At 69.6% G+C, this 20,043-nt stretch carries 21 protein-coding genes; 15 read left to right on the top strand and 6 right to left on the bottom strand.

Annotation, left to right across the window (positions count from 1 at the left end):
* The first annotated feature begins 124 nt into the window (after positions 1-124).
* The 5 genes from OHS57_RS05195 (at position 125) to OHS57_RS05175 (ending at position 4,930) form a co-directional block, all read left to right on the top strand.
* Positions 125-1,513 carry an ABC transporter substrate-binding protein gene (locus tag OHS57_RS05195; protein ID WP_328581167.1) on the top strand — a complete coding sequence of 463 codons (1,389 nt, stop codon included), beginning with the start codon at positions 125-127 and terminating at the stop codon, positions 1,511-1,513.
* On the top strand, positions 1,510-2,481 hold the full coding sequence (locus OHS57_RS05190; RefSeq protein ID WP_241778815.1) for a carbohydrate ABC transporter permease: 972 nt from the start codon (positions 1,510-1,512) through the stop codon (positions 2,479-2,481). Before OHS57_RS05195 ends, OHS57_RS05190 begins: the two co-directional genes overlap by 4 nt.
* Positions 2,478-3,356: a carbohydrate ABC transporter permease gene (locus OHS57_RS05185; protein WP_328581166.1), complete on the top strand. Its 879-nt coding sequence runs from the start codon at positions 2,478-2,480 to the stop codon at positions 3,354-3,356. Before OHS57_RS05190 ends, OHS57_RS05185 begins: the two co-directional genes overlap by 4 nt.
* A complete protein-coding gene (locus OHS57_RS05180) occupies positions 3,356-4,273 on the top strand; it encodes an NAD-dependent epimerase/dehydratase family protein (RefSeq protein WP_328581165.1) in 918 nt (305 codons plus the stop codon). Before OHS57_RS05185 ends, OHS57_RS05180 begins: the two co-directional genes overlap by 1 nt.
* Positions 4,274-4,381: 108 nt before the next feature.
* Entirely contained in the window at positions 4,382-4,930 is a 549-nt protein-coding gene (locus OHS57_RS05175) for a GNAT family N-acetyltransferase (RefSeq protein WP_041998089.1), read from the top strand.
* 18 nt (positions 4,931-4,948) lie between these two features.
* Here OHS57_RS05175 and OHS57_RS05170 read toward each other — a convergent pair whose 3' ends face one another.
* Complete coding sequence (locus OHS57_RS05170; RefSeq protein ID WP_328581164.1) at positions 4,949-5,632, bottom strand: glycerophosphodiester phosphodiesterase; 684 nt, start codon at positions 5,630-5,632, stop codon at positions 4,949-4,951.
* A 237-nt stretch (positions 5,633-5,869) separates the two neighbouring features.
* Between OHS57_RS05170 and OHS57_RS05165 the strand changes: the two genes are divergently transcribed.
* The 5 genes from OHS57_RS05165 (at position 5,870) to OHS57_RS05145 (ending at position 10,579) form a co-directional block, all read left to right on the top strand.
* Positions 5,870-7,291 (top strand): DUF6421 family protein, encoded by a 1,422-nt coding sequence (locus OHS57_RS05165; protein WP_328581163.1) that lies wholly within the window; start codon positions 5,870-5,872, stop codon positions 7,289-7,291.
* A gap of 32 nt (positions 7,292-7,323) precedes the next feature.
* On the top strand, positions 7,324-8,112 hold the full coding sequence (locus tag OHS57_RS05160; protein ID WP_328581162.1) for an SDR family NAD(P)-dependent oxidoreductase: 789 nt from the start codon (positions 7,324-7,326) through the stop codon (positions 8,110-8,112).
* A complete protein-coding gene (locus tag OHS57_RS05155) occupies positions 8,091-9,179 on the top strand; it encodes a threonine aldolase family protein (RefSeq protein ID WP_041998097.1) in 1,089 nt (362 codons plus the stop codon). Before OHS57_RS05160 ends, OHS57_RS05155 begins: the two co-directional genes overlap by 22 nt.
* An 81-nt stretch (positions 9,180-9,260) precedes the next feature.
* On the top strand, positions 9,261-9,866 hold the full coding sequence (locus tag OHS57_RS05150; protein ID WP_328581161.1) for a transglutaminase-like domain-containing protein: 606 nt from the start codon (positions 9,261-9,263) through the stop codon (positions 9,864-9,866).
* 20 nt (positions 9,867-9,886) lie between these two features.
* Complete coding sequence (locus OHS57_RS05145) at positions 9,887-10,579, top strand: B3/B4 domain-containing protein (protein ID WP_328581160.1); 693 nt, start codon at positions 9,887-9,889, stop codon at positions 10,577-10,579.
* A 59-nt stretch (positions 10,580-10,638) separates the two neighbouring features.
* Here OHS57_RS05145 and OHS57_RS05140 read toward each other — a convergent pair whose 3' ends face one another.
* Positions 10,639-11,367 carry a lysophospholipid acyltransferase family protein gene (locus tag OHS57_RS05140; RefSeq protein ID WP_041998100.1) on the bottom strand — a complete coding sequence of 243 codons (729 nt, stop codon included), beginning with the start codon at positions 11,365-11,367 and terminating at the stop codon, positions 10,639-10,641.
* Positions 11,368-11,508: 141 nt separating this feature from the next.
* Complete coding sequence (locus OHS57_RS05135; protein ID WP_041998101.1) at positions 11,509-11,925, bottom strand: DUF4395 domain-containing protein; 417 nt, start codon at positions 11,923-11,925, stop codon at positions 11,509-11,511.
* A 75-nt stretch (positions 11,926-12,000) separates the two neighbouring features.
* Between OHS57_RS05135 and OHS57_RS05130 the strand changes: the two genes are divergently transcribed.
* The 5 genes from OHS57_RS05130 (at position 12,001) to OHS57_RS05110 (ending at position 16,594) form a co-directional block, all read left to right on the top strand.
* Positions 12,001-12,420, top strand: coding sequence for a TlpA family protein disulfide reductase (locus tag OHS57_RS05130; RefSeq protein ID WP_328581159.1), 420 nt, complete (start codon positions 12,001-12,003; stop codon positions 12,418-12,420).
* Between the two features lie 88 nt (positions 12,421-12,508).
* On the top strand, positions 12,509-13,015 hold the full coding sequence (locus tag OHS57_RS05125; RefSeq protein ID WP_041998103.1) for a flavin reductase family protein: 507 nt from the start codon (positions 12,509-12,511) through the stop codon (positions 13,013-13,015).
* A gap of 226 nt (positions 13,016-13,241) precedes the next feature.
* A complete protein-coding gene (locus tag OHS57_RS05120) occupies positions 13,242-14,027 on the top strand; it encodes an electron transfer flavoprotein subunit beta/FixA family protein (RefSeq protein WP_328581158.1) in 786 nt (261 codons plus the stop codon).
* A 156-nt stretch (positions 14,028-14,183) separates the two neighbouring features.
* Positions 14,184-15,146: an electron transfer flavoprotein subunit alpha/FixB family protein gene (locus OHS57_RS05115; RefSeq protein ID WP_041998105.1), complete on the top strand. Its 963-nt coding sequence runs from the start codon at positions 14,184-14,186 to the stop codon at positions 15,144-15,146.
* A gap of 149 nt (positions 15,147-15,295) precedes the next feature.
* Positions 15,296-16,594 (top strand): DUF6986 family protein, encoded by a 1,299-nt coding sequence (locus OHS57_RS05110; RefSeq protein WP_328581157.1) that lies wholly within the window; start codon positions 15,296-15,298, stop codon positions 16,592-16,594.
* A 24-nt stretch (positions 16,595-16,618) separates the two neighbouring features.
* Here the strand turns inward: OHS57_RS05110 and OHS57_RS05105 are convergent, their stop codons facing one another.
* The 3 genes from OHS57_RS05105 to OHS57_RS05095 all read right to left on the bottom strand — a co-directional run bounded on the left by OHS57_RS05105 (position 16,619) and on the right by OHS57_RS05095 (position 19,974).
* The gene (locus OHS57_RS05105; RefSeq protein ID WP_078864035.1) at positions 16,619-17,539 is read right to left on the bottom strand and encodes a carbohydrate ABC transporter permease; all 921 of its coding nucleotides are present in this window, start codon (positions 17,537-17,539) and stop codon (positions 16,619-16,621) included.
* A complete protein-coding gene (locus OHS57_RS05100) occupies positions 17,536-18,480 on the bottom strand; it encodes a carbohydrate ABC transporter permease (RefSeq protein WP_241778816.1) in 945 nt (314 codons plus the stop codon). The genes OHS57_RS05105 and OHS57_RS05100 overlap by 4 nt, the downstream gene beginning before the upstream one ends.
* A gap of 135 nt (positions 18,481-18,615) precedes the next feature.
* Positions 18,616-19,974 (bottom strand): ABC transporter substrate-binding protein, encoded by a 1,359-nt coding sequence (locus tag OHS57_RS05095; protein ID WP_078864036.1) that lies wholly within the window; start codon positions 19,972-19,974, stop codon positions 18,616-18,618.
* Positions 19,975-20,043: the final 69 nt, after the last annotated feature.

The raw sequence follows: 20,043 nt of genomic DNA, 5'->3' as shown, positions 1-20,043 counted from the left end.
CGCCCCTCGGCGACCGGTCAGCACGATTCTCGACGTGCGTCTTGACGCTATATCACTACGACCATAAGTTCAGTCACTCCAACGTCATTCGGTCTTCTGAACGCTTGATTCCTAGGTAGGGGCCATGCGCATACCTTTTACGCGGAATGCCAGGTTCGCGGCGGTCGCCGCGGTTACGGCACTCTCACTGACCACCCTCTCCGCCTGCGGCGGTTCAGGAGGCTCCGGCAGCGACTCGAAGTCGCTGGAGATGTGGACCTTCAAGCAGTCGCACGTGGCGGCGCTGCGGACCGCCGCCGCCCAGTTCAAGAAGCAGACCGGCATCACGGTCAAGATCGACGCGTACACCCCGGACGACGCCTACACCACCAAGGTGCAGAGCGCCGCCAAGACCGGGGACCTGCCCGACGTGCTGGAGGTCCACTCCGACGGTGAGGACCGGGTGCTGGGCGCGGCGGGAGTCGTCAGCGACATCAAGGGCGACTTCAAGGGCGCCTGGGCCGGCCGTATGCAGGACGCGGTGCAGAACTCGGGCCTGGTGACCGACGCCCGCTTCAAGGCCTCGCAGCCCACCTCCGCCAAGGACCACGGAATCAAGAACGGCGCCCGCTACAGCGTGCCGTTCACCGCCGGCACCTTCGGCATCGTCTTCGCCAACAAGAAGATGCTGGCCGACGCCGGATTCACCAAGCCTCCCGCCAGCTGGGAGGAGTGGCTGGACATGCTGAAGAAGACCACGGCCAAGGACCCGAAGAAGGGCGGCATCTCGCTCGGCCTCAAGGTCCAGGCGACCGGGCTGACCTGGATCCTCCAGCCGCTCGCCTTCGCCCAGCTCGGACAGCAGCCGTACGAGGCGCTGTTCAAGCAGGACAAGAGCACCGACTTCGCCTCGCCCAACGGCACCAAGGTCCTCGGCCTCTACGACCAGCTCACGCCGTACTGGATGCCGGGCACCCAGACCCTCACCATCGACGAGGGCGACCAGGCCTTCGCCCAGGGCAAGTCGGCGTTCGACGTGGGCGGCACCTTCACCCTCGCCTTCCTCAAGCAGAACGGCATGAACCCCGACGACGTCATCGCGTTCGGACTGCCCTCGCCCAAGGACGGCGCGGTGCCCCAGCGCGCACTCGGCCCGCAGGCCCTGACGGGACTGAGCGTCGCCGGGACCAGCAAGCAGCCCGAGAACGCCAAGAAGTGGATGGAGTTCCTGTCCGGCGAGAAGGTCGCCGCCCAGTTCGCCAAGGACTCCGCCGACCTGCCCGCGACCGAACTCGGCGCCGACTCGGAGGCGTTGCTCGGCCCGACGCTCAGCGCCCTGGTCGCCAGCTTCAAGGGCACGCCCGAGAACACCTACAAGCCCAGCCCCGACGTGGACTTCCGCCCCTCGGGCTACGAGCAGGACGACGCGGGCGCGATCCTCGCCGACCTCACCCCGCTGAAGCAGCAGTCCGTCGGGACGACGGGCCAGAAGCTCAGCAAGCTCATCGACTCCTACTGGGCGGCCCTGCGGTGACGACGGCCGTCCGCACCACCGTGCCGGACACGGCGGGCGGCGGCGCAGGCGACACGTCGCCGCGCCGCCGCGCGCGCCGGTACGAAGCACTGTCCGGGTATCTGTTCGTCGCCCCCGCCGTTGTCCTGTTCCTCGTCATGGGCGTCTACACCGTGGGGTACGGCTTCGCCCTCAGCTTCGCCACCTGGAACGGATTCACCCCCGACTGGACCTGGGTCGGCCTCGACAACTACGCCGACCTGCTGTGGCGGGACCCGATCTACGCCCCCCGGGTGCGGCACGCGGCGCTCAACACCCTCTGGGTCATGGTCGCCGTGCCGACCCTGACCGTCGCGGTGTCCTTTCCGCTCGCCGTCCTGCTCAACCAGGCCAAGCGGATGCAGTCCGTGCTGCGTTCGGTGTACTTCGTGCCGTACGTGACCACCGGCATCGCCGTCTTCTTCGCCTGGCAGTACATCCTCCAGCCGGACGGCGCGATCAACACACTGCTCGACGGACTCGGACTCGGCTCGCTCGCCCAGCCGCAGGGCTGGCTCGGCAATCCGCACACCGCGCTGCCCACCATCATCGTGGTGACGGTGTGGAGTTCGGTGCCCGTGTCGATGCTGCTGTACCTGACGGGCCTTCAGGGCATCGACCGCAGCGTGCTGGAGGCGGCCCAGCTCGACGGCGCCGGCTGGTGGCGCACCAACGCCTCCGTGGTGTGGCCGCTGCTGCGGCCGATCACCGCCATCGTCGTCCTGCTCAACCTGCGGGAGTCGCTGCAGGGGTTCCAGACCTTCCTGGTCATGACCAACGGCGGCCCGGGGGACCACACCAACGTGCTGGGTCTTGAGGCGTACCGCCTCGCGTTCCTCAAGAACCTCTCACCCACGCTGGGGCTCTCCAGCGCGCTCGGCTGGATCCTCTTCGCCGTCGCGCTGATCCTCGCCCTGATCAATCTGCGAGCGCTGCGGAGCAAGACATGACATCGATATCGGTCAAGGCACGCCCCGTCACACCGGACGACGCCAGGGCCCGCAGGCGCCGGCTGATCGCCCGTACCGTGGTGGGCGTCCTGCTCGGCCTCTACGGACTCGTCAGTGTGTACCCGTTCCTGTGGATGGTGTCCGCGGCCTTCAAGGACCAGGTCGAGGTGGTGCGCGGCGGTCATCTGATCCCGCAGAACCCGACGTTCGACACCCTGGTCGACACCTGGAACAAGCTGCACTTCTTCGACTTCTTCATGAACAGCCTGCTGGTCACGGTCTACACCGTCGTCCTGACGGTGGTGGTGTACTCGGCGGCCGGCTACGCCTTCGCCGTGCTGCGCTTCCCCGGCAGGGGCGCGCTGCAGAAGCTCTTCGTCTCACTGCTGTTCGTGCCCGGTGTCACGGTGATGCTGCCGATCGTGATGCTGGAGAACAAACTGGGCATCCTCGGCACGCACTTCGGGCTCGTCCTGCCGTTCGTCAACGGCGGCGCCCCGCTGTCCATCCTGCTGATGACCGGGGCGTTCCTCGCCGTGCCGAGCGAGCTGCGGGACTCGGCGCGCGTCGACGGCGCGAGCGAGCTGCGGATCTTCACCGGGGTCTATCTGCCGCTGGCCCGGCCCGCGTTGATCACCGTGGCCCTGCTGACCGCGATCCCGACGTGGAACGAGTACCTGCTCACCCGGGTCTCGCTGAACGACCCGTCCACCTTCACCCTGCCGCTGGGGCTGCAGACGTTGTCGTCGGAAAGCGTGCCACACTACAACAATCTGATGGCGGGCGCGCTGATCGTGGTGATCCCGGTGATCGTGCTCTTCCTGAGTCTCCAGAGGTACTTCGTGAACGGTCTCGTCGGGGCGGTGAAGGGCTGATGCGGGTGCTGGTCACCGGCGCGGCCGGCCATATCGGGCGCTACGTGCTGGACGATCTGCTGGCGCACGGCCACGAGGTCGTCGCCACCGATCTCGTACCGGTCGACGAGCCGCGCGCCGAGCGGGTGCACACCGGCGACCTCCAGGATCCGGAACTGGTGCGCAAGGCGATGGACGGCGCCGAGGCCGTCGTCCATCTGGGGGCCATCCCACACCCCAACGGCCCCGACCCCAGCGCCCTGTTCGCCACCAACTGCCTCACCGCGCACCGGGTGCTGGACGAGGCGGGGCGCGCCGGGGTCGGCCGGGTGGTGGCGGCCTCCAGCCTCTCCGCCGTCGGCCTCGCCTGGTCGCCCGTACCGCAGTCGCCGCAGTACGTGCCGCTGGACGAGGAGCACCCGATCCTGGTCCAGGACCCCTACGGTCTGTCGAAGGTGGTCCTGGAGGAGGTGGCGCGCGCCACGCACCGCCGCTACGGCACCGACATCGTCTGTATGCGCTTCCCCTTCGTCGGGGCAGGCGAACGGCTGCGGATCCAGCTCGACAACGTGCGCGCCGATCCCGGTTCCAACCGCGCCGAGTTGTGGGGCTGGCTGGACACCAGGGACGCGGCCGAGGCGCTCCGCCGCGCCCTGGAGGCGGAGATCGAGGGCTGCCACGTCCTCAACGTCGTGGCTCCGGACACCTCGTCCGACGTGCCGACGGCCACGCTCATGGCGCGGTACCACCCCGGAGTGCCGGCCTTCGCCGAACTGGCCGGTCACGCCGGGCTGTTCGACATCGGCGCCTGCACGAGCACGCTCGGTTTCGTGCCCCGGCACAGCTGGCGCACCGGCACCCCGCCCCCCCACCGAGGAGCGCTGAGCGCACAGACACGGACATGTCGCCCTGCGCGGCCGGACGGCTCCGTACGGTGACGGCGCATATCGCTTCGGGTACGGTGCGCGCGACCCGGAGGCCATGGCCGGAACGCCCGCGTTAGGCTGCGGGCGTTTCAGCCGACCGAGATACGGAGAACGCGCACGATGGACACCGCTTCGCGCCGTGCGGGCGAACTGACCTACCGGGACGCCACCACGGCCGACACCGACGCGATCGTCGCCCTCGTCGAGTCCGCCTACCGCGGTGACACCAGCCGCACCGGCTGGACCACGGAGGCCGACCTCATCGACGGGCAGCGGACCGACCCGCAGGGCGTGCTCGACGTGATCGAGGCCCCGGGCAGCCGCATGCTCGCCGTGGAGCGCGACGGCGAGCTGATCGCCTGCTGCCAGCTCGAACACCGAGCCCCCGCCGCCTACTTCGGGATGTTCGCGGTGCGCCCCGGGCTGCAGGGCGACGGGCTCGGCCGGCGGATCATCGCCGACGCCGAGCGCATCGCCTGCGAGACCTGGGGGGTGCGGGAGATGCAGATGACGGTCATCACCCTGCGCGAGGAACTGATCGCCTGGTACGAGCGGCGCGGCTACCGCCGTACGGGAAAGCTCACGCCCTTCCCGTACGGCGACGAGCGCTACGGCGTTCCGCAGCGCCCCGACCTCACGTTCGAGCTGCTGGTCAAGCCGCTCGTCTGACGCCGCCCCGGCCCGCGCTCAGGCCGTGAAGCGGCCGGTGCGCCGGATCTCCGGGAAGTCGGTGGTCACGGCGTCCAGCTCGAACGCCCTGGCCAGCCGCAGCTGGTCCTGGGTGTTCACCACCCAGCCGATGACCCGCAGCCCCTCCGCGTGCGCCCGCTCCACGACCTCCAGCGTGAGCCTGCGGATGTTCAGGGCCAGCGAGGCGGCGCCCACCGCCGTGGCCCTGTCCACCACGTCGGCCTCCCAGCGGCTGGCGATCAGCACCGTGCGCACCCCGGGCACCAGCGAGGCGATCTCGGCCACCGCCTCGTCGTGGAACGAGGACACCTCCACCCGCTCCGCCAGGCCGCGCCGGTGCATCACCTCGGCCAGCGCGCGCGCCGCCGCCACGTCCTTGATCTCCGCCTGCAGCGGCGAGCGCACCGCGTCCAGGACCTCCTCGAAGACCGGCACCCGCTCACCCTTGCCCGCGTCGAGCTCCCGCAGCTCGGCGAGTGTCCGGTCGGCGATCGCCCCCGACCCGTCGGTCGTGCGGTCCACTTCCGCGTCGTGCATCACGACGAGCGCGCCGTCCTTGCTCAGATGCAGATCGAGTTCGACGGCGTCCATCCCCGCTTCCTGCGCGCGGACGAACGAGCGCAGGGTGTTCTCGGGCTCGACGCCCATCACTCCACGATGACCGATGGTGAGGAAAGTCAAGATCGTCTCGCTTCCTTCGACGGCGGCTCCCGCGCGGCACCGGTGCCTACGCGGCACTGCGGAAGCCTAACGGTCGGTAATCGGGATGTCTGTGCCGACGGCGCGTGACAGGAAAAACAACGGCCGCGACCCAGGTTTGACAGGAGAATTTACCCTGCCCGACTTGTCTGGACGGAAGAGGCGCCTATACGCTCTCTTAACGGCGACAACGCAAGTTTCTCCCGTGGAGGAAGTGACATGACGAAAATTCTTGAGCAGCAGGCCGCCCAGGACGCAATATCCAACGACATGCGGGTGATCGATCACCCGGCCTGGCCCGCGCTCAAGAACGCCGTCGAGGAGATCAGGCCCTGGCAGTCCAAGGACGGCTCCATCGACTTCGACGCCGAGGGCGCACCGGCCCGTATCGCCGTCGAGGCGACGCTGGACCGGGTCATCTCGGCCGTCGAGCAGCTTTCGCCGCTCCTCCCGCACGACGCGGACTACCACGCGGCGCTCGTCGCGGATCTGCGCCGCTGGGCCGACAGTGCCTTCGACGTACCGGACTTCCTGGACTCGCTGCTGGCCTTCCAGCCGGCCGCGCACCGGGCCGACGGGCTGCAGCACCTCGCCGTCTTCCCCATGTACACACAGAACGGCAACCCGGACCGCAACCTCGAAGCGGTCGTGCTGCGGATGGTCTGGCCCGACTGGCTGGCCGAGCTGGAGCGCACCCGCTACGACAACCCGCTGTTCTGCGGCATCACCTTCGAGGACTTCACCCCGGGGTACGACACGAACTCCGCGGTGTTCTTCCCCGAGACCATCGCCGTGCGCGAGGCCCCCGAGCGGTTCAGCTGGGGCGGTATCTTCTGCGACCGCGAGGCCGCCCGCTTCCGCCGCGTCACCGAGGCGGCCGTCGACCTGCTCCATGTCGAACTGCCCGACGACGTCCGCGACATGCTGCGTGACCAGGACCGCTGCCAGCAGGCCTTCGTGCTCTGGGACATGATCCACGACCGCACGCACAGCCACGGTGACCTGCCGTTCGACCCCTTCATGATCAAGCAGCGCCAGCCGTTCTGGATGTACGGCCTGGAGGAGCTGCGCTGCGACCTCACCGCGTTCCGCGAGGCCGTGAAGCTGGAGGCCGACGGCGTCCCGCAGGGCCACGACGTGCAGATCGCGATGCTCTTCGACCGGCTGTTCCGCTTCCCCGTCACCGGCGCGCGCAACCGCAACTACGACGGTCTCGGCGGCCAGCTCCTCTTCGCCTACCTCCACAAGCACGACGTGGTGCGCTGGACGGACAACAGCCTGCGGATCGACTGGGACGAGGTCCCGAAGGTCACCAACCAGCTCTGCGGTGAGATCGAGGAGCTGTACCGGGCCGGCATCGACCGCCCCAAGCTGGTGCACTGGCTCGCCGCGTACGACCTGGTCTCGACGTACCTCTCGCCGCACCCGGGTTCCCGCTGGGCCAAGGGCCCCGAAGCGCTGGACCTGTCCCAGCTGCCCCGCAAGCTCGTCGACGACGTGCTTCCCGACGAGTTTCCGCTCAGCATGTTCTACGAGGCGCTCGCCAAGAAGTTGAAGAATGTGATCGCCTCGACCAAGGGCATCACGGCCACGGGCGCCGGACCGGGCGCCGGACGGGGCGTCGAGCGGGCAGCCGCGTGAGCCCTGTCGGTGACGAGCGGGAGGCAGTACGGATGACGACAACGCCGACGAGCACGGCGAAGGACGGAACCGGCGAGGTGGCGGGCGGACTCGACGGGGCCGTGATCGCCGTGGCCGGAGCGGCGGGCCCCGCGGGCCGGGCGGCGCTGCTGCGACTGGCGGGGGCGGGTGCGACCGTGGTCGGCGCCGACGCCGACCCCGAACGGCTGGCAGAGGCCGTCGAAGCGGCCCACGCGAAGCACGACGGTGCGCGCGTCGCCGGGTCCACCGTCGACCTGCTCGACCTGGACGCCACCAAGGCGTGGGCGGCCGGCATCGAGGAGGAGCACGGCCGGATCGACGGCCTGGTCCATCTCGTCGGCGGCTGGCGCGGCGGGCGCTCCTTCACCGGGACCGACCTGGCCGACTGGGACCTGCTGGAGAAGCTGCTGATCCGAACGGTCCAGCACACCTCCCTGGCTTTCCACGACGCGCTGCTGCGCTCCGACCGCGGCAGGTTCCTGCTGATCAGCGCGGCCGGCGCGACCAAGCCCACGGCGGGGAACGCCGCGTACGCCGCTTCGAAGGCGGCGGCCGAGGCCTGGACGCTGGCCCTGGCCGACTCCTTCCGTAAGGCGGGGGGCGAGGAAGGCCCGCGCACCGCTGCTGCGATCCTGGTGATCAAGGCACTGGTGCACGACGCGATGCGCGCCGAGCGCCCGGACGCGAAGTTCGCGGGCTTCACCGACGTCACCGACCTGGCAGACGCCATCGCCGGTGTCTGGGACCGGCCCGCCAGGGAAGTGAATGGAACCCGCCTGTGGCTGACTCCCAAGCCGTGAGGTCCGCAGCGACGGACGCCCGCCGCCACCACGACCCCGCGTCGCGCGGCTTCGCCAGCGACAACTACGCGGGAGCCCACCCGGAGATCCTGGCGGCCCTGGCCCTGGCCAACGGCGGCCACCAGGTCTCGTACGGCGAGGACGACTACACCGGCCACCTCCAGCGCGTCATGCACAGCCACTTCGGCCCGACGGCCGAGGCGTACCCCGTCTTCAACGGCACGGGCTCGAACGTCGTCGCGCTCCAGGCGGTCACCGACCGCTGGGGCGCGGTGGTGTGCGCCGAGTCGGCGCACATCAACACCGACGAGTGCGCCGCGCCGGAGAAGGTCGCCGGGCTCAAGCTGCTGACCGTACCGACCCCGGACGGCAAGCTCACCCCCGAGCTGATCGACCGGCAGGCGTTCGGCTGGGACGACGAGCACCGGGCCAGGCCGCAGGTCGTCTCGATCACGCAGAGCACCGAGCTGGGGACGCTCTACACACCGGCCGAGATCAGGGCCATCTGCGAACACGCCCACGGCCTCGGGATGAAGGTCCATCTGGACGGGGCCCGGATAGCCAACGCCGCGGCCTCGCTCGACGTACCGATGCGGGCCTTCACCAACGCCGTCGGCGTGGACATCGTCTCCTTCGGGGGCACCAAGAACGGCATGCTCTTCGGCGAGGCCGTCGTGGTCCTCGACCCGGAGTCGGCGCACGCGATGAAGTACCTGCGCAAGCTGTCCATGCAGCTGGCGTCCAAGATGCGCTTCGTCTCCGTGCAGCTGGAGGCACTGCTGGCGGGCGACCTGTGGCTGCGCAACGCCCGGCACAGCAACGCGATGGCGCAGCGGCTGGCCGCCGGGGTACGGGACGTGGCCGGCGTGGAGCTGCTGTACCCCGTCCAGGCCAACGGCGTCTTCGCCCGGCTGCCGCACGACGTCAGCGTCCGGCTGCAGCAGCGCTTCCGGTTCTACTTCTGGGACGAGGCGGCGGGCGACGTCCGCTGGATGTGCGCGTTCGACACCACCGAGGACGACATCGACAGCTTCGTCCAGGCGCTCAAGGAAGAGATGGCCCGCTAGGAGCCGCCGCCTGCCGCATATGTATGTGGTCGACCGGAAATTCATTGATTCCGGTCGGCCCGCCGATTAGTGTCGGCGGGTATGCGGCTGATCCAGCAGGTCCCCGACGTCGCGGCCTATCTGGCCGCCGACGAGGTCATCGACCATGACCACCCCCTGGTGCGCGAGACGGCGGCCCGCCTCGGCCATGCCGGCAGTGACGCATACGCATACGCCGAGGCGGCCTTCACGTTCGTCCGTGACACCGTTCCGCACTCGGCCGACACCGGCGACCCGCGCGTCACCTGGCGCGCGTCGGACGTGCTGCGGGAGCGCACCGGCAGCTGCTTCGCCAAGGCCCACGCCCTGACCGCCCTGCTGCGGGCCCGCGCCGTCCCCGCCGCCCTCTGCTACCAGCGTCTCGCCGACGACGACGGGACCAGCCCGGTGCTGCACGGTCTGGTGGCCGTCCGGCTGTCAGGACGCGAGGGGGCGGGGTGGCACCGGCAGGATCCGCGCGGCAACAAACCCGGCGTGGACGCGCGGTTCTCGGTGGACGGCGAGCGGCTTGCCTGGACCGTACGGCCCGAGTGTAACGAGATGGACTATCCGGTACTCTATCCTGCACCGCACCCGGTCGTGCTGAACGCCCTGCGCTCCGCCGTCGACCGGCCCCATCTCTGGCGGACGCTGCCGTCCGCCCTGTGAAGCCGAGGCACGCACCCGTCATGAGCCAGACCCTCATCGTCTCGGACGAGGTACGCACCCTCGTCCCCGGCTTCAGCCATCTCGCCGTCGAGGCCCACGGCCTGGTGAACGGCCCCAGCAACGCCGACAGTTCGGCTCTGCTGGACGAGGCGGTCCGGCGGCTCACCGCGCTGCTCGACGGGCGCGCGCCGCACGAGGACCCGCACATGGCGGCGTGGCGTGCGGCGTACAGCGCCTTCGGCGCGAAGCCGTCCCGCACCCGCAACTCGGCGGAGGCGCTGGCCAAGCGCGCGCTGTCCGACGCCGGGCTGCCCCGGATCAATCTGCTCGTCGACCTCTACAACGCGATCAGCGTCGCCCGGCTGATCCCGGTCGGCGGCGAGGACACCGCGTGCGTCGTCGGCCCCATGCGGCTCGTACGGGCCACCGGCGACGAGCCGTTCGCCACGGCGGCGGGCGGTGAGCCGGCGGTGGAGCACCCCGAGCCGGGCGAGGTCGTCTGGCGCGACGAGGAAGGCGTCACCTGCCGGCGCTGGAACTGGCGCCAGGGCACCCGCACCCGGCTCACCGGGACGTCGACCGACGCGCTCTTCCTGCTGGAGGGGCTGGCGCCGCTGGCACCGGACGAACTCGAAGCGGCGGGCGCCGAACTCGCGGAGTGGCTGCGGAAGCTGAGCCCCGCAGCGCGGATCACCGTGCACCCCGTGCGCTGAGGACAGCGCGGTGCGCCGACGCCGACGCGGGCGCGCCCGCGTCGGCCCGCCCGGACGCGTCAGCTCGTCTCGGCCTCGCGTGCCTCGGCCGCCGTCGGCGCCGTACCGCCCAGATGCGCCGGCACCCACCAGGTGTCCGACGCGTCCCTGGGACGGACCGGATAGGCGCGCTGCGCCGCTTCCAGCAGCTCCTGCACGCGCTCGCGCAGCCGCCGGGTGATGGCGCCCGCGTACTGGTCGGCCGGCGCCTCGACGCGTTCGCCGACCCGGATCGTCACCGGGATGTGGTTGCGCCGGAAGTTGCGCGGCCTGCCCTTGGTCCACAGCCGCTGGGTGCCCCACAGCGCCATCGGGATCAGCGGCACCCCGGCCTCCTGCGCCAGCCGCGCCGCGCCCGACTTGAAGCTCTTGAGCGTGAACGACTGGGAGATGGTCGCCTCGGGGAAGACCCCGACGATCTCTCCCGAGCGCAGCGAACGCAGCGCGTCGGCGTACGCCTTCTCGCCTTCCTTGCGGTCGACGGGGATGTGCTTCATGCCCCGCATCAGCGGACCGGAGATCCGGTGCCGGAAGACCGATTCCTTCGCCATGAAGCGCACCAGGCGCTTCTGGGGGAGCGAGGTGACGCCGGCGAAGATGAAGTCCAGATAGCTGATGTGGTTGCTGACCAGGACGGCCCCGCCGGAGCGCGGGATGTTCTCGGTCCCCTGGGTGTCGATCTTCAGGTCGAGCGCCTTGAACCACGTACGGGCGACGCCGATGACCGGCCGATAGACGAGCTCTGCCATCTGGGGAGGACCCTTCTGTTCCGGGGAGGTTCTCCCAGCGGAAGTTACGCAGCCGTAGGTTTTCGGCATTGGGCCGATGGTGCCCCATACGCGCCGCCGTGGCCAGTCCTCTTGTGCGCGTCAGGAGAGATTCTCGTCACGTCACCGCAGGCCCGGAGCCGTCCGCCGGAACAGCAGGTACATCTCGCAGCCCAGGCAGTAGGCGAAGACCGCGTTGAGGAAGGCGGCGGCCAGCGCGCACCCGGTGGCCGCGAGAGCGAGCCACTGCGGACCCCAGAAGTAGCCCACGAGACCGACCGCCGCGAAGCCGAACCCGACGGCCTGCGCGAAGCGCGGGGGAGCGGGGGACTCGAACTCCCGGGCAGGGCCGATGCGCGGACGTACGACGGTGCGGAACAGCCAGCCGTACGGCGAACGCGACACGCCGGCGGCGGCGCCGACGGCGAAACACAGGGTCTGCCAGACCAGCAGCCAGCCGCTGCCGGTGACGAGGACCACGGCGAGTACGAGCGTGGTGACGGCCGCTCCGAAGCGGGGCCCTCTGATGTCGATGTCCATCCCACCAGCATCGCCTACCCCGGGCGTCCGGCGGCCCGGGAATATTTTGCGGTTCTGTGAACGCTGAACCGGTCCATGACGACGACTGGGCTCGTGGTGTGCGCCGCCGTGCTCGTGGCCGCGAGCGTGTTCGGGCTGCTGCACCGCCGTGCCGACGGGAGGCTGAAGGTGCGCGATGACGACGGCGAGCGGCGGCTCGACTCCGGCGACCTGGGCGCGGAGCTGGGCGCGCGGGCCACGCTCGTACAGTTCTCCAGTGCCTTCTGCCAGCCCTGCCGGGCGACCAGACGCACCCTCACCGAGGTGGCGGAGCTGGTCGACGGCGTCTCCCACGTGGAACTCGACGCCGAGCAGCGGCTCGAACTGGTCCGTGAGCTGGGCATCATGAAGACCCCCACGGTGCTGGTGCTCGACGCGACCGGGCGGATTGTCCGGCGCGCGGCTGGGCAGCCGCGCAAGGTGGACGTGATCGCGGCGCTCGGCGCGGCGGTGTGAAGTGCGCACTTGACTGCGCCCGGCCCGCCTCGTCACGCTGAACAGGGGTCACGGACCCGTTCGTAACCCCTCGCAGAAGGACGGCTCGATGACGGCGACGCACGGCGTTGGCACCCCCCGGCTCGCCTCGGCCGATCTGCTCCGCTCCGTCTTCCGGCAGCACGCGGCCGGAGTGGCCGTCATCACCGCCGCCGGCGAGGGCCCGGTCGGCTTCACCGCCACCTCGCTCAACTCCGTCGCCGCCGAACCGCCGCTGGTCTCCTTCGGCGTGGGCACCGGCTCGTCCAGCTGGCCGGTGATCGCGGAGGCCGGCCATGTCGGGGTGCACATACTCGGCGAGCACCAGGGCGCGCTGGCCGCCACCTTCGCCCGCAGCGGCGCCGACCGCTTCGCGTCGCCCACCTCCTGGCGCACCGGACCTGAGGGCGTGCCGGTGCTCGACGGCGTACTGGCCTGGCTGGTCTGCCGGGTCGTCGCGCGGATACCCGCGGCCGACCACCGCATCGTCGTGGCCCAGGCGGTCGTGGGCGATCCCGCGGGCTCCGGACGGCCGTTGCTGTACCACCAGGGACGGTTCAACGCCCTGCGCGACTGAGCGGCGCGCCCGCCCGGCGCGCCAGGGCGTCCGTGCTTGCGATAACCCGTTGGCAAGGTCACAGTTATGAGCGCTTGCTTACTGGGCACGAGGTACACAAGGATGGAATTACTGACGAGTAATATTCTTGCCGGTGCGCCGGTCTCCCTGACCGGCCGCCCCATGGGGCACCTATGCTGTATGCAATGAGGCAGCCCGGAAATGACGACGTAGTAGGAGAGCCGGCGTGAGCTTGAGGATCGTTGTCTGTGTGAAGTACGTGCCCGACGCCACCGGCGACCGGCACTTCGCCGATGACCTGACCGTCGACAGGGACGATGTCGACGGTCTGCTGTCGGAACTCGACGAGTACGCGGTGGAGCAGGCGCTGCAGATCGCCGGCGAAGCCGACGACGCGGAGGTCACCGTCCTGACGGTCGGGCCCGAGGACGCCAGGGACGCGCTGCGCAAGGCGCTGTCCATGGGCGCCGACGAGGCCGTCCACGTCGAGGACGACGGACTGCACGGCACCGACGTCCTCGGTACGTCGCTGGTGCTGGCCAAGGCCATCGAGAAGACCGGCTACGACCTGGTCGTCTGCGGCATGGCCTCCACCGACGGCACGATGGGCGTGCTGCCCGCGATGCTCTCCGAGCGGCTCGGCGTCCCGCAGGTCACGCTGCTCTCCGAGGTCTCCGTCGAGGGCGGCACGGTCAAGGGCCGCCGGGACGGCGACGCGGCGAGCGAGCAGCTGGAGGCGTCGCTGCCGGCCGTCGTGTCGGTGACCGACCAGTCGGGCGAGGCGCGTTACCCCTCCTTCAAGGGCATCATGGCCGCGAAGAAGAAGCCGGTGGAGACGCTGGACCTGGAAGACCTGGACATCGAGGCGGACACGGTGGGGCTGGCCGGCTCCTGGACCGCTGTCGACTCTGCGGCGCAGCGCCCGGCCCGTACGGCGGGCACGATCGTCAAGGACGAGGGCGACGGCGGCAAGCAGCTCGCGGAGTTCCTGGTGAGCCAGAAGTTCATCTGAGCTGATTCGGGAGTCCCGCCCACCCGGATCGCGCAATCGTACGCTGATTGCATGCAATGACCGGCGCGGCTGACTCCGAACGACTCCGCCCCACCCGGCCCTCGCGGTCGAACCGCCCTCCCGGACCGAGTCCGGACATCTCGCGCAGGAGTAGCAATGGCTGAAGTTCTCGTCTACGTCGACCATGTGGACGGTGCCGTCCGCAAGCCCACCCTGGAACTGCTGACGCTGGCCCGCCGGATCGGCGAGCCCGTCGCCGTCGCGCTCGGCGCGGGCGCCGCCGACACGGCGGCCACGCTCGCCGAGCACGGCGCGGTGAAGGTACTCACCGCCGAGGCCGCCGAGTTCGCCGACTACCTCGTCGTGCCGAAGGTCGACGCGCTGCAGGCCGCCTACGACGCCGTGTCGCCCGCCGCCGTGCTGCTGCCCTCGTCGGCCGAGGCCAAGGAGATCGCCGCCCGCCTCGCCGTACGCATCGGCTCGGGTCTGATCACCGACGCGGTCGACCTGGAGGCCGGCGACGGCGGCCCGGTGGCCACGCAGTCCGCGTTCGCCGCCGCCTTCACCACCAAGACCCGGGTCTCCACCGGCACGCCCGTCATCACCGTGAAGCCGAACTCGGCGCCGGTCGAGCCCGCCGCCGCCGCGGGCACCGTCGAGGCTCTTTCCGTCTCCTTCGGCGCCGCCGCCACCGGTACCAAGGTCGTCTCCCGCACGCCGCGCGAGTCGACGGGCCGCCCGGAGCTGACCGAGGCCGCGATCGTGGTCTCCGGCGGCCGTGGCGTCAACGGCGCCGAGAACTTCGCCGTCATCGAGGCGCTGGCCGACTCGCTCGGCGCGGCTGTCGGCGCCTCGCGCGCCGCCGTGGACGCCGGCTGGTACCCGCACTCCAACCAGGTCGGCCAGACCGGCAAGTCGGTCTCCCCGCAGCTGTACGTCGCCTCCGGCATCTCCGGCGCCATCCAGCACCGCGCCGGTATGCAGACGTCGAAGACGATCGTCGCGATCAACAAGGACGCCGAGGCGCCGATCTTCGACCTCGTCGACTACGGCGTCGTCGGCGACCTCTTCGACGTCGTGCCGCAGCTGACCGAAGAGGTCAAGACCCGCAAGGGCTGACCTGCCACGTCGTCACGGGCCACGGGGCCGCGCGGTGCACTCCACCGCGCGGCCCCGCCGCGTTCCGGGCCACCATTGACGTGGCTCGGCGGCGCCGCATACCTTCGTTCAACAGAATGTTGAAGTAGTGGAATCGGGAGGGTGTGTCCATGGGGCAGCAGGAGAAGGTGGCCACGAGCATCGCCGGCGCGGTCAGCGCGGAGATCAGCGCCTCACTCGCGCCGGTCGACGCGGAACTCGCCCGGCGCTACCCGGGCGACCCCGGCACCCGCCAGCCCGTCCACACCGTCTACGTGCCCGGCGACGTGTTCGACGCGGGCACCGTGCGCTCCTGGGGCGACCAGGCACTCGCGGCCCTCGACGAACACGCCCCGGACGCCGCGTCGCTGGCGAAGGTCCTCGGCCTGTCCGACGAACTCGCCGGACCCGTCCACGAACGCGTACGGGCCAAACTGGAGCGCGAGCCGGTCGAAGACCTGCGCATCGACTTCGAGGACGGCTACGGGCCCCGCCCGGACGCCGAGGAGGACGCTGCGGCGGCCCGCGCGGCCCGGCTCGTCCAGGAGGCGTTCGCGAACGGCACGGCGCCGCCGTACCTGGGCATCAGGCCCAAGTGCCTGGAGGCGCCCGTACGGGAGCGCGGCATCCGCACCCTCGACATCTTCCTCACCGGGCTGCTGGAGTCCGGCGCGCTGCCCGAGGGGCTCGTACTGACCCTGCCCAAGGTCACCTACGCCGAGCAGGTCACGGCGATGGCGCGGCTGCTGGCCGCGTTCGAGGAGGCGCGCGGTCTCGCGCCGGGCCGCATCGGCTTCGAGATCCAGATCGAGACCAGCCAGTCCATCCTGGCCGCCGACGGCACGGCGACCGTGGCCCGCATGATCGAGGCGGCCGGCGGCCGGGCCACCGGACTGCACTACGGCACCTTCGACTACAGCGCCTGCGTCGGCGTCAGCGCCGCCTACCAGTCGAGCGACCACCCGGCGGCCGACCACGCCAAGGCCGTCATGCAGGTCGCCGCCGCCGGCACCGGCGTACGGGTCTCCGACGGCTCGACCAATGTGCTGCCGGTCGGCCCGACCGCCCAGGTCCACGAGGCGTGGCGGCTCCACTACGGCCTCACCCGGCGCGCTCTGGCCCGCGCGTACTACCAGGGCTGGGACATGCACCCGGGCCATCTGCCGACCCGTTACGCGGCCGTCTACGCCTTCTACCGCGAGGGCATGTCGGCCGCCGCCGGGCGGCTCGCCGCGTACGCCGCCAGGACGGGCGGCGACGTGATGGACGAGCCGGCGACGGCGAAGGCGCTCAGCGGCTATCTGCTGCGCGGTCTGGACTGCGGGGCCCTCGACGACGACGAGGTCGCCGTACTGACCGGGTTGACCCGCGACGACCTGGAGGGCTTCGCCGTACCCCGGCGCGGAGCCCTCACGGTCACGGCTCCGTAAGGCCGTTCCGCGGGGCCCCGGCCGTCAGCCCTTGCTGGACCCGAGGGTCAGACCCGAGACGAACTGCTTCTGGAGGGCGAAGAACACCACCAGGGTCGGGACGGCGACGATCAGCGCGGCGGCGGCGATCAGGTTGTTGTTGACGAAGAACTGCCCCGTGAGGTTGTTCAGCGCCGCGGTGATCGGCCGGTTGCTGCCGGTCTGCATCAGCACCGTCGCCCAGAAGAAGTCGTTGTAGATCCAGGTGAATTCGAGCGTCGCCAGCGCCGCGAGCACCGGCCGGCACAGCGGCATGACGATCTGCCAGTACTGCCGCCAGGCGGAGGCCCCGTCGACCAGCGCCGCCTCACCCAGCTCGCCCGGGATCGTGCGCATGTAGTTGGAGAGCACGAAGGTGCAGAAGCCGGTCTGGAAGGCGATGTGGATCAGGATGATGCCGAGGAAGGAGTCGTTGAGCTTGCCCGACTCGGCCATCCAGCTGGGCAGTTCGACGAGCTGGTAGATCTTGAACAGCGGGGTGATCAGCGCCTGCTGCGGCAGCAGGTTGCCCGCGGTGAAGAGCACCAGCAGGGCGATGTTGATCCGGAACCTGAACCGCGCCACCACGAAGGCGACCATGCTCGACAGCAGCAGCGTGATGATCAGCGCGGGCACCGTGATGAGCGCCGAGTTCCAGAAGTAGTGCGGCAGTTCGGCCTGCTGCCAGGCGGCGGTGAAGTTGTGCAGGTTGTAGTGGCCGCCGACCGACACGTACCCCAGCCGCTGGGTGTCCTCGTACGGGCGCAGCGCCGTGTACAGCGCGTAGATCAGCGGCGCGATCCAGATCAGGCAGGTGATGACGAGGAAGGTGTGCAGCAGGACGCGCCTGGTCTGCGACGGACGTACGCCGCCGGCCACGGGCGAGGTGGCGATCCGCCGGGGAAGCTCGGTGGTCGTCGCGGTCATGCTCGCTCGTCCTTCCGGAACATGCTGATCAGATACGGCACGATGAAGATCATCGAGATCACCAGCAGGATGGTGGCCAGCGCGGAACCGAATCCGATGCGGCTGCCGGCTCCGATGATGTTGTCGGTGACCAGGACGGACAGCAGTTCCAGCCCGTTGGTGCCCTTGTTGATGACGTAGACGATGTCGAAGGCGCGCAGCGACTCGATGACCGTGATCACCAGCACGACGATGTTGATCGGCCGCATCGCGGGCCAGACCACGTGCCGGAAGGTCTGCCAGCCGCCCGCGCCGTCCAGGGCCGCCGCTTCCTTCTGCGAGGGGTCGACGCTCTTGAGCCCGGCCAGGAACAGGATCATCACGTAACCGGCCTGCCGCCAGCAGGCCATCACCATGACCGCCCAGATGTTCAGGGACGGATTGCCCAGCCAGTCGATGACGTTGTGCTCCGCGTGGCCCGTCAGGTTGTTGATCAGACCCTGGGTCGGCGAGAAGATCAGCTCGGTCATGAAGCCGACGAGCGCCAGCGAGAGCACCACCGGCAGGAACAGCACGCTCTGGTAGATGCGGGAGAACCGGATCTGCTTGTCCAGCTGGACCGCGAGGAAGAGCCCGAAGGGACCCGGTACGCAGAAGAAGACCGCCAGCCAGATCAGGTTGTGCTCGATGGCCGGCTGGAACGGCGGGTAGATCGTGAAGATGTTCTTGTAGTTCTCCGTGCCGACCCACTGGATGGTGGAGAAGTCACCGAACCCGGTCCAGGTGGAGAAGGAGAGAACGACGGACGCCAGCGCGGGGACCCAGACCAGCCCCACGGTCAGCAGCGTCGGTATCCCGGCCATCAGGCTCAGGACCACCCGGTCCCTGATGCTGAGCTGCCTCAGCTTTCGTCGCTTCGCCACCGGGGGCGCGGATCGCGCCGCGCCTTCCATTGCAGTCATGCGTTCCTCGCTGTCGTCACACTCTTGCCCCGTTGTGCTGAACCGTGTCGCCGGACACGGCGCGCCGGCCCCGAAGGGCCTTTCATCCGGATCAGGCCGGACGAAAGGCCCTGGGCCCGGCGTCGCTGAATCCTGTCAGCTCCCCGCCGCCCAGATGGACTTGGCCTGCTTGTCGACGTTCGAGAGGATCCCCGACACATCACCGGGCTTGTTGAAGAAGCTCTGGATGGCGGGCAGCATCACCGGGTCGGCGAAGTCGGGCCTGGTGTCGCGGTCCATGAACTGCGAGAGGTTCTTCGCACCCTGGATCAGCTTGGTGGCCGCCTTCTGCGGGGCGGTGTACTTGGTCTCGTCCACACCGGTCGCCGTCGCGATGTCGGCGGGGTTGGTGCCGAGCCACACCTGCTGGGCCTTGGCCGTGCCCAGGTACTCCAGCAGCTTGTTCGCGCCGGCCTTGTTCTTGGGCGACTTGGAGACCATCATCCCGTCGATCGGCGCCTCGACCGCGTCCTGGCCGTTGGCGGGGTCGATCTCGGGGAAGGCGAAGAACCCGAGGTCGTCGGCCTTGGCGCCGGTGAAGATCGTGCCGATCTGGTCCAGGCCGAGCACCATCATGCCGGCCTTCTGGTTCAGGATCTGCTGGGCGCCCTCCTGCCAGGTGAGACCGGCGAACCCCGGTGAGTAGTAGGGGATCAGCTCGCGCCACTGGTCGAACACGGCCTTGACCTTGGGGGAGTTCCAGTCCTCGCCCTTGCGCATCAGGTCGATGTGGAACTGGAACCCGTTGATGCGCATGTTGAGGTAGTCGAACGTCCCCATGGACGGCCAGCCGTCCTTGTTCGTGAAGGCGATCGGGATGAGCCCGTCGCCCTTGATCTTCTTGGCCAGGGCTATGTACTCGTCCCACGTGGTGGGCGGCTCGTAACCCTTCGACTTGAACAGGGACTTGCTGTAGAAGACGGCCCAGGGGTAGTAGTCGAACGGCACCAGGTAGTAGTGGCCGTCCTCGCCCTTGCTCTGCGCCTTCATGGCGTCGGTGTAGTTGGGGCCGATCTTCTTCCACACATCGTCCACGTCGCTGACCAGGCCCTGGCCGGCGAAGAACTGCATGCGCTCACCGGCGAACCAGTTGAACACGTCGTCCGGGTTGCCCTGCAGATACGTCGAGATGTTCTGCTGGAAGGTGTTGTGGTCGACCCAGTTGGGCTTGACGGTCAGACCGGTCGCCGACTTCGCTGAGTTGAAGAGCGTCTGGTACGCGCCCTTCGGCTGCGGCACCGCCGCGTTGGACCCGAAGGTCACCGTGCCCGTCGCGCTGCCCGAGTCGCCGCCGGAGTCGTCGTCGCCACCGCAGGCCGCGAGGAGCGGCGCCACGGCCAGCGAACCAACTCCGAACAGCGCGCCGCGCAGGATCGAGCGGCGATCGACCGTTCGCCGTGCGCTGTTGAACACGGACGATGCCGGCAGCCGGTCATCGGTCGGAGACTGAGTCATGAGCCCTCCCAGGACTGCGATCAAACAGAAGCAAACACGCTTGCTCAGATAGCAACAAGATCGCCTTGG

Origin of the sequence: Streptomyces sp. NBC_00370, assembly GCF_036084755.1 — a bacterium.
Lineage (GTDB): Bacteria > Actinomycetota > Actinomycetes > Streptomycetales > Streptomycetaceae > Streptomyces.
This window is presented reverse-complemented; position numbering and strand designations above follow the sequence as displayed.

Coding starts and splice junctions, on each gene's coding strand:
- OHS57_RS05185 (WP_328581166.1), top strand. CDS start 2,478: ATGACATCGATATCGGTCAAGGCACGCCCCGTCACACCGGACGACGCC.
- OHS57_RS05095 (WP_078864036.1), bottom strand. CDS start 19,974: ATGACTCAGTCTCCGACCGATGACCGGCTGCCGGCATCGTCCGTGTTC.
- OHS57_RS05110 (WP_328581157.1), top strand. CDS start 15,296: ATGGGGCAGCAGGAGAAGGTGGCCACGAGCATCGCCGGCGCGGTCAGC.
- OHS57_RS05145 (WP_328581160.1), top strand. CDS start 9,887: ATGAGCCAGACCCTCATCGTCTCGGACGAGGTACGCACCCTCGTCCCC.
- OHS57_RS05160 (WP_328581162.1), top strand. CDS start 7,324: ATGACGACAACGCCGACGAGCACGGCGAAGGACGGAACCGGCGAGGTG.
- OHS57_RS05165 (WP_328581163.1), top strand. CDS start 5,870: ATGACGAAAATTCTTGAGCAGCAGGCCGCCCAGGACGCAATATCCAAC.
- OHS57_RS05115 (WP_041998105.1), top strand. CDS start 14,184: ATGGCTGAAGTTCTCGTCTACGTCGACCATGTGGACGGTGCCGTCCGC.
- OHS57_RS05140 (WP_041998100.1), bottom strand. CDS start 11,367: ATGGCAGAGCTCGTCTATCGGCCGGTCATCGGCGTCGCCCGTACGTGG.
- OHS57_RS05125 (WP_041998103.1), top strand. CDS start 12,509: ATGACGGCGACGCACGGCGTTGGCACCCCCCGGCTCGCCTCGGCCGAT.
- OHS57_RS05150 (WP_328581161.1), top strand. CDS start 9,261: ATGCGGCTGATCCAGCAGGTCCCCGACGTCGCGGCCTATCTGGCCGCC.
- OHS57_RS05100 (WP_241778816.1), bottom strand. CDS start 18,480: ATGACTGCAATGGAAGGCGCGGCGCGATCCGCGCCCCCGGTGGCGAAG.
- OHS57_RS05195 (WP_328581167.1), top strand. CDS start 125: ATGCGCATACCTTTTACGCGGAATGCCAGGTTCGCGGCGGTCGCCGCG.
- OHS57_RS05105 (WP_078864035.1), bottom strand. CDS start 17,539: ATGACCGCGACGACCACCGAGCTTCCCCGGCGGATCGCCACCTCGCCC.
- OHS57_RS05180 (WP_328581165.1), top strand. CDS start 3,356: ATGCGGGTGCTGGTCACCGGCGCGGCCGGCCATATCGGGCGCTACGTG.
- OHS57_RS05135 (WP_041998101.1), bottom strand. CDS start 11,925: ATGGACATCGACATCAGAGGGCCCCGCTTCGGAGCGGCCGTCACCACG.
- OHS57_RS05130 (WP_328581159.1), top strand. CDS start 12,001: ATGACGACGACTGGGCTCGTGGTGTGCGCCGCCGTGCTCGTGGCCGCG.
- OHS57_RS05175 (WP_041998089.1), top strand. CDS start 4,382: ATGGACACCGCTTCGCGCCGTGCGGGCGAACTGACCTACCGGGACGCC.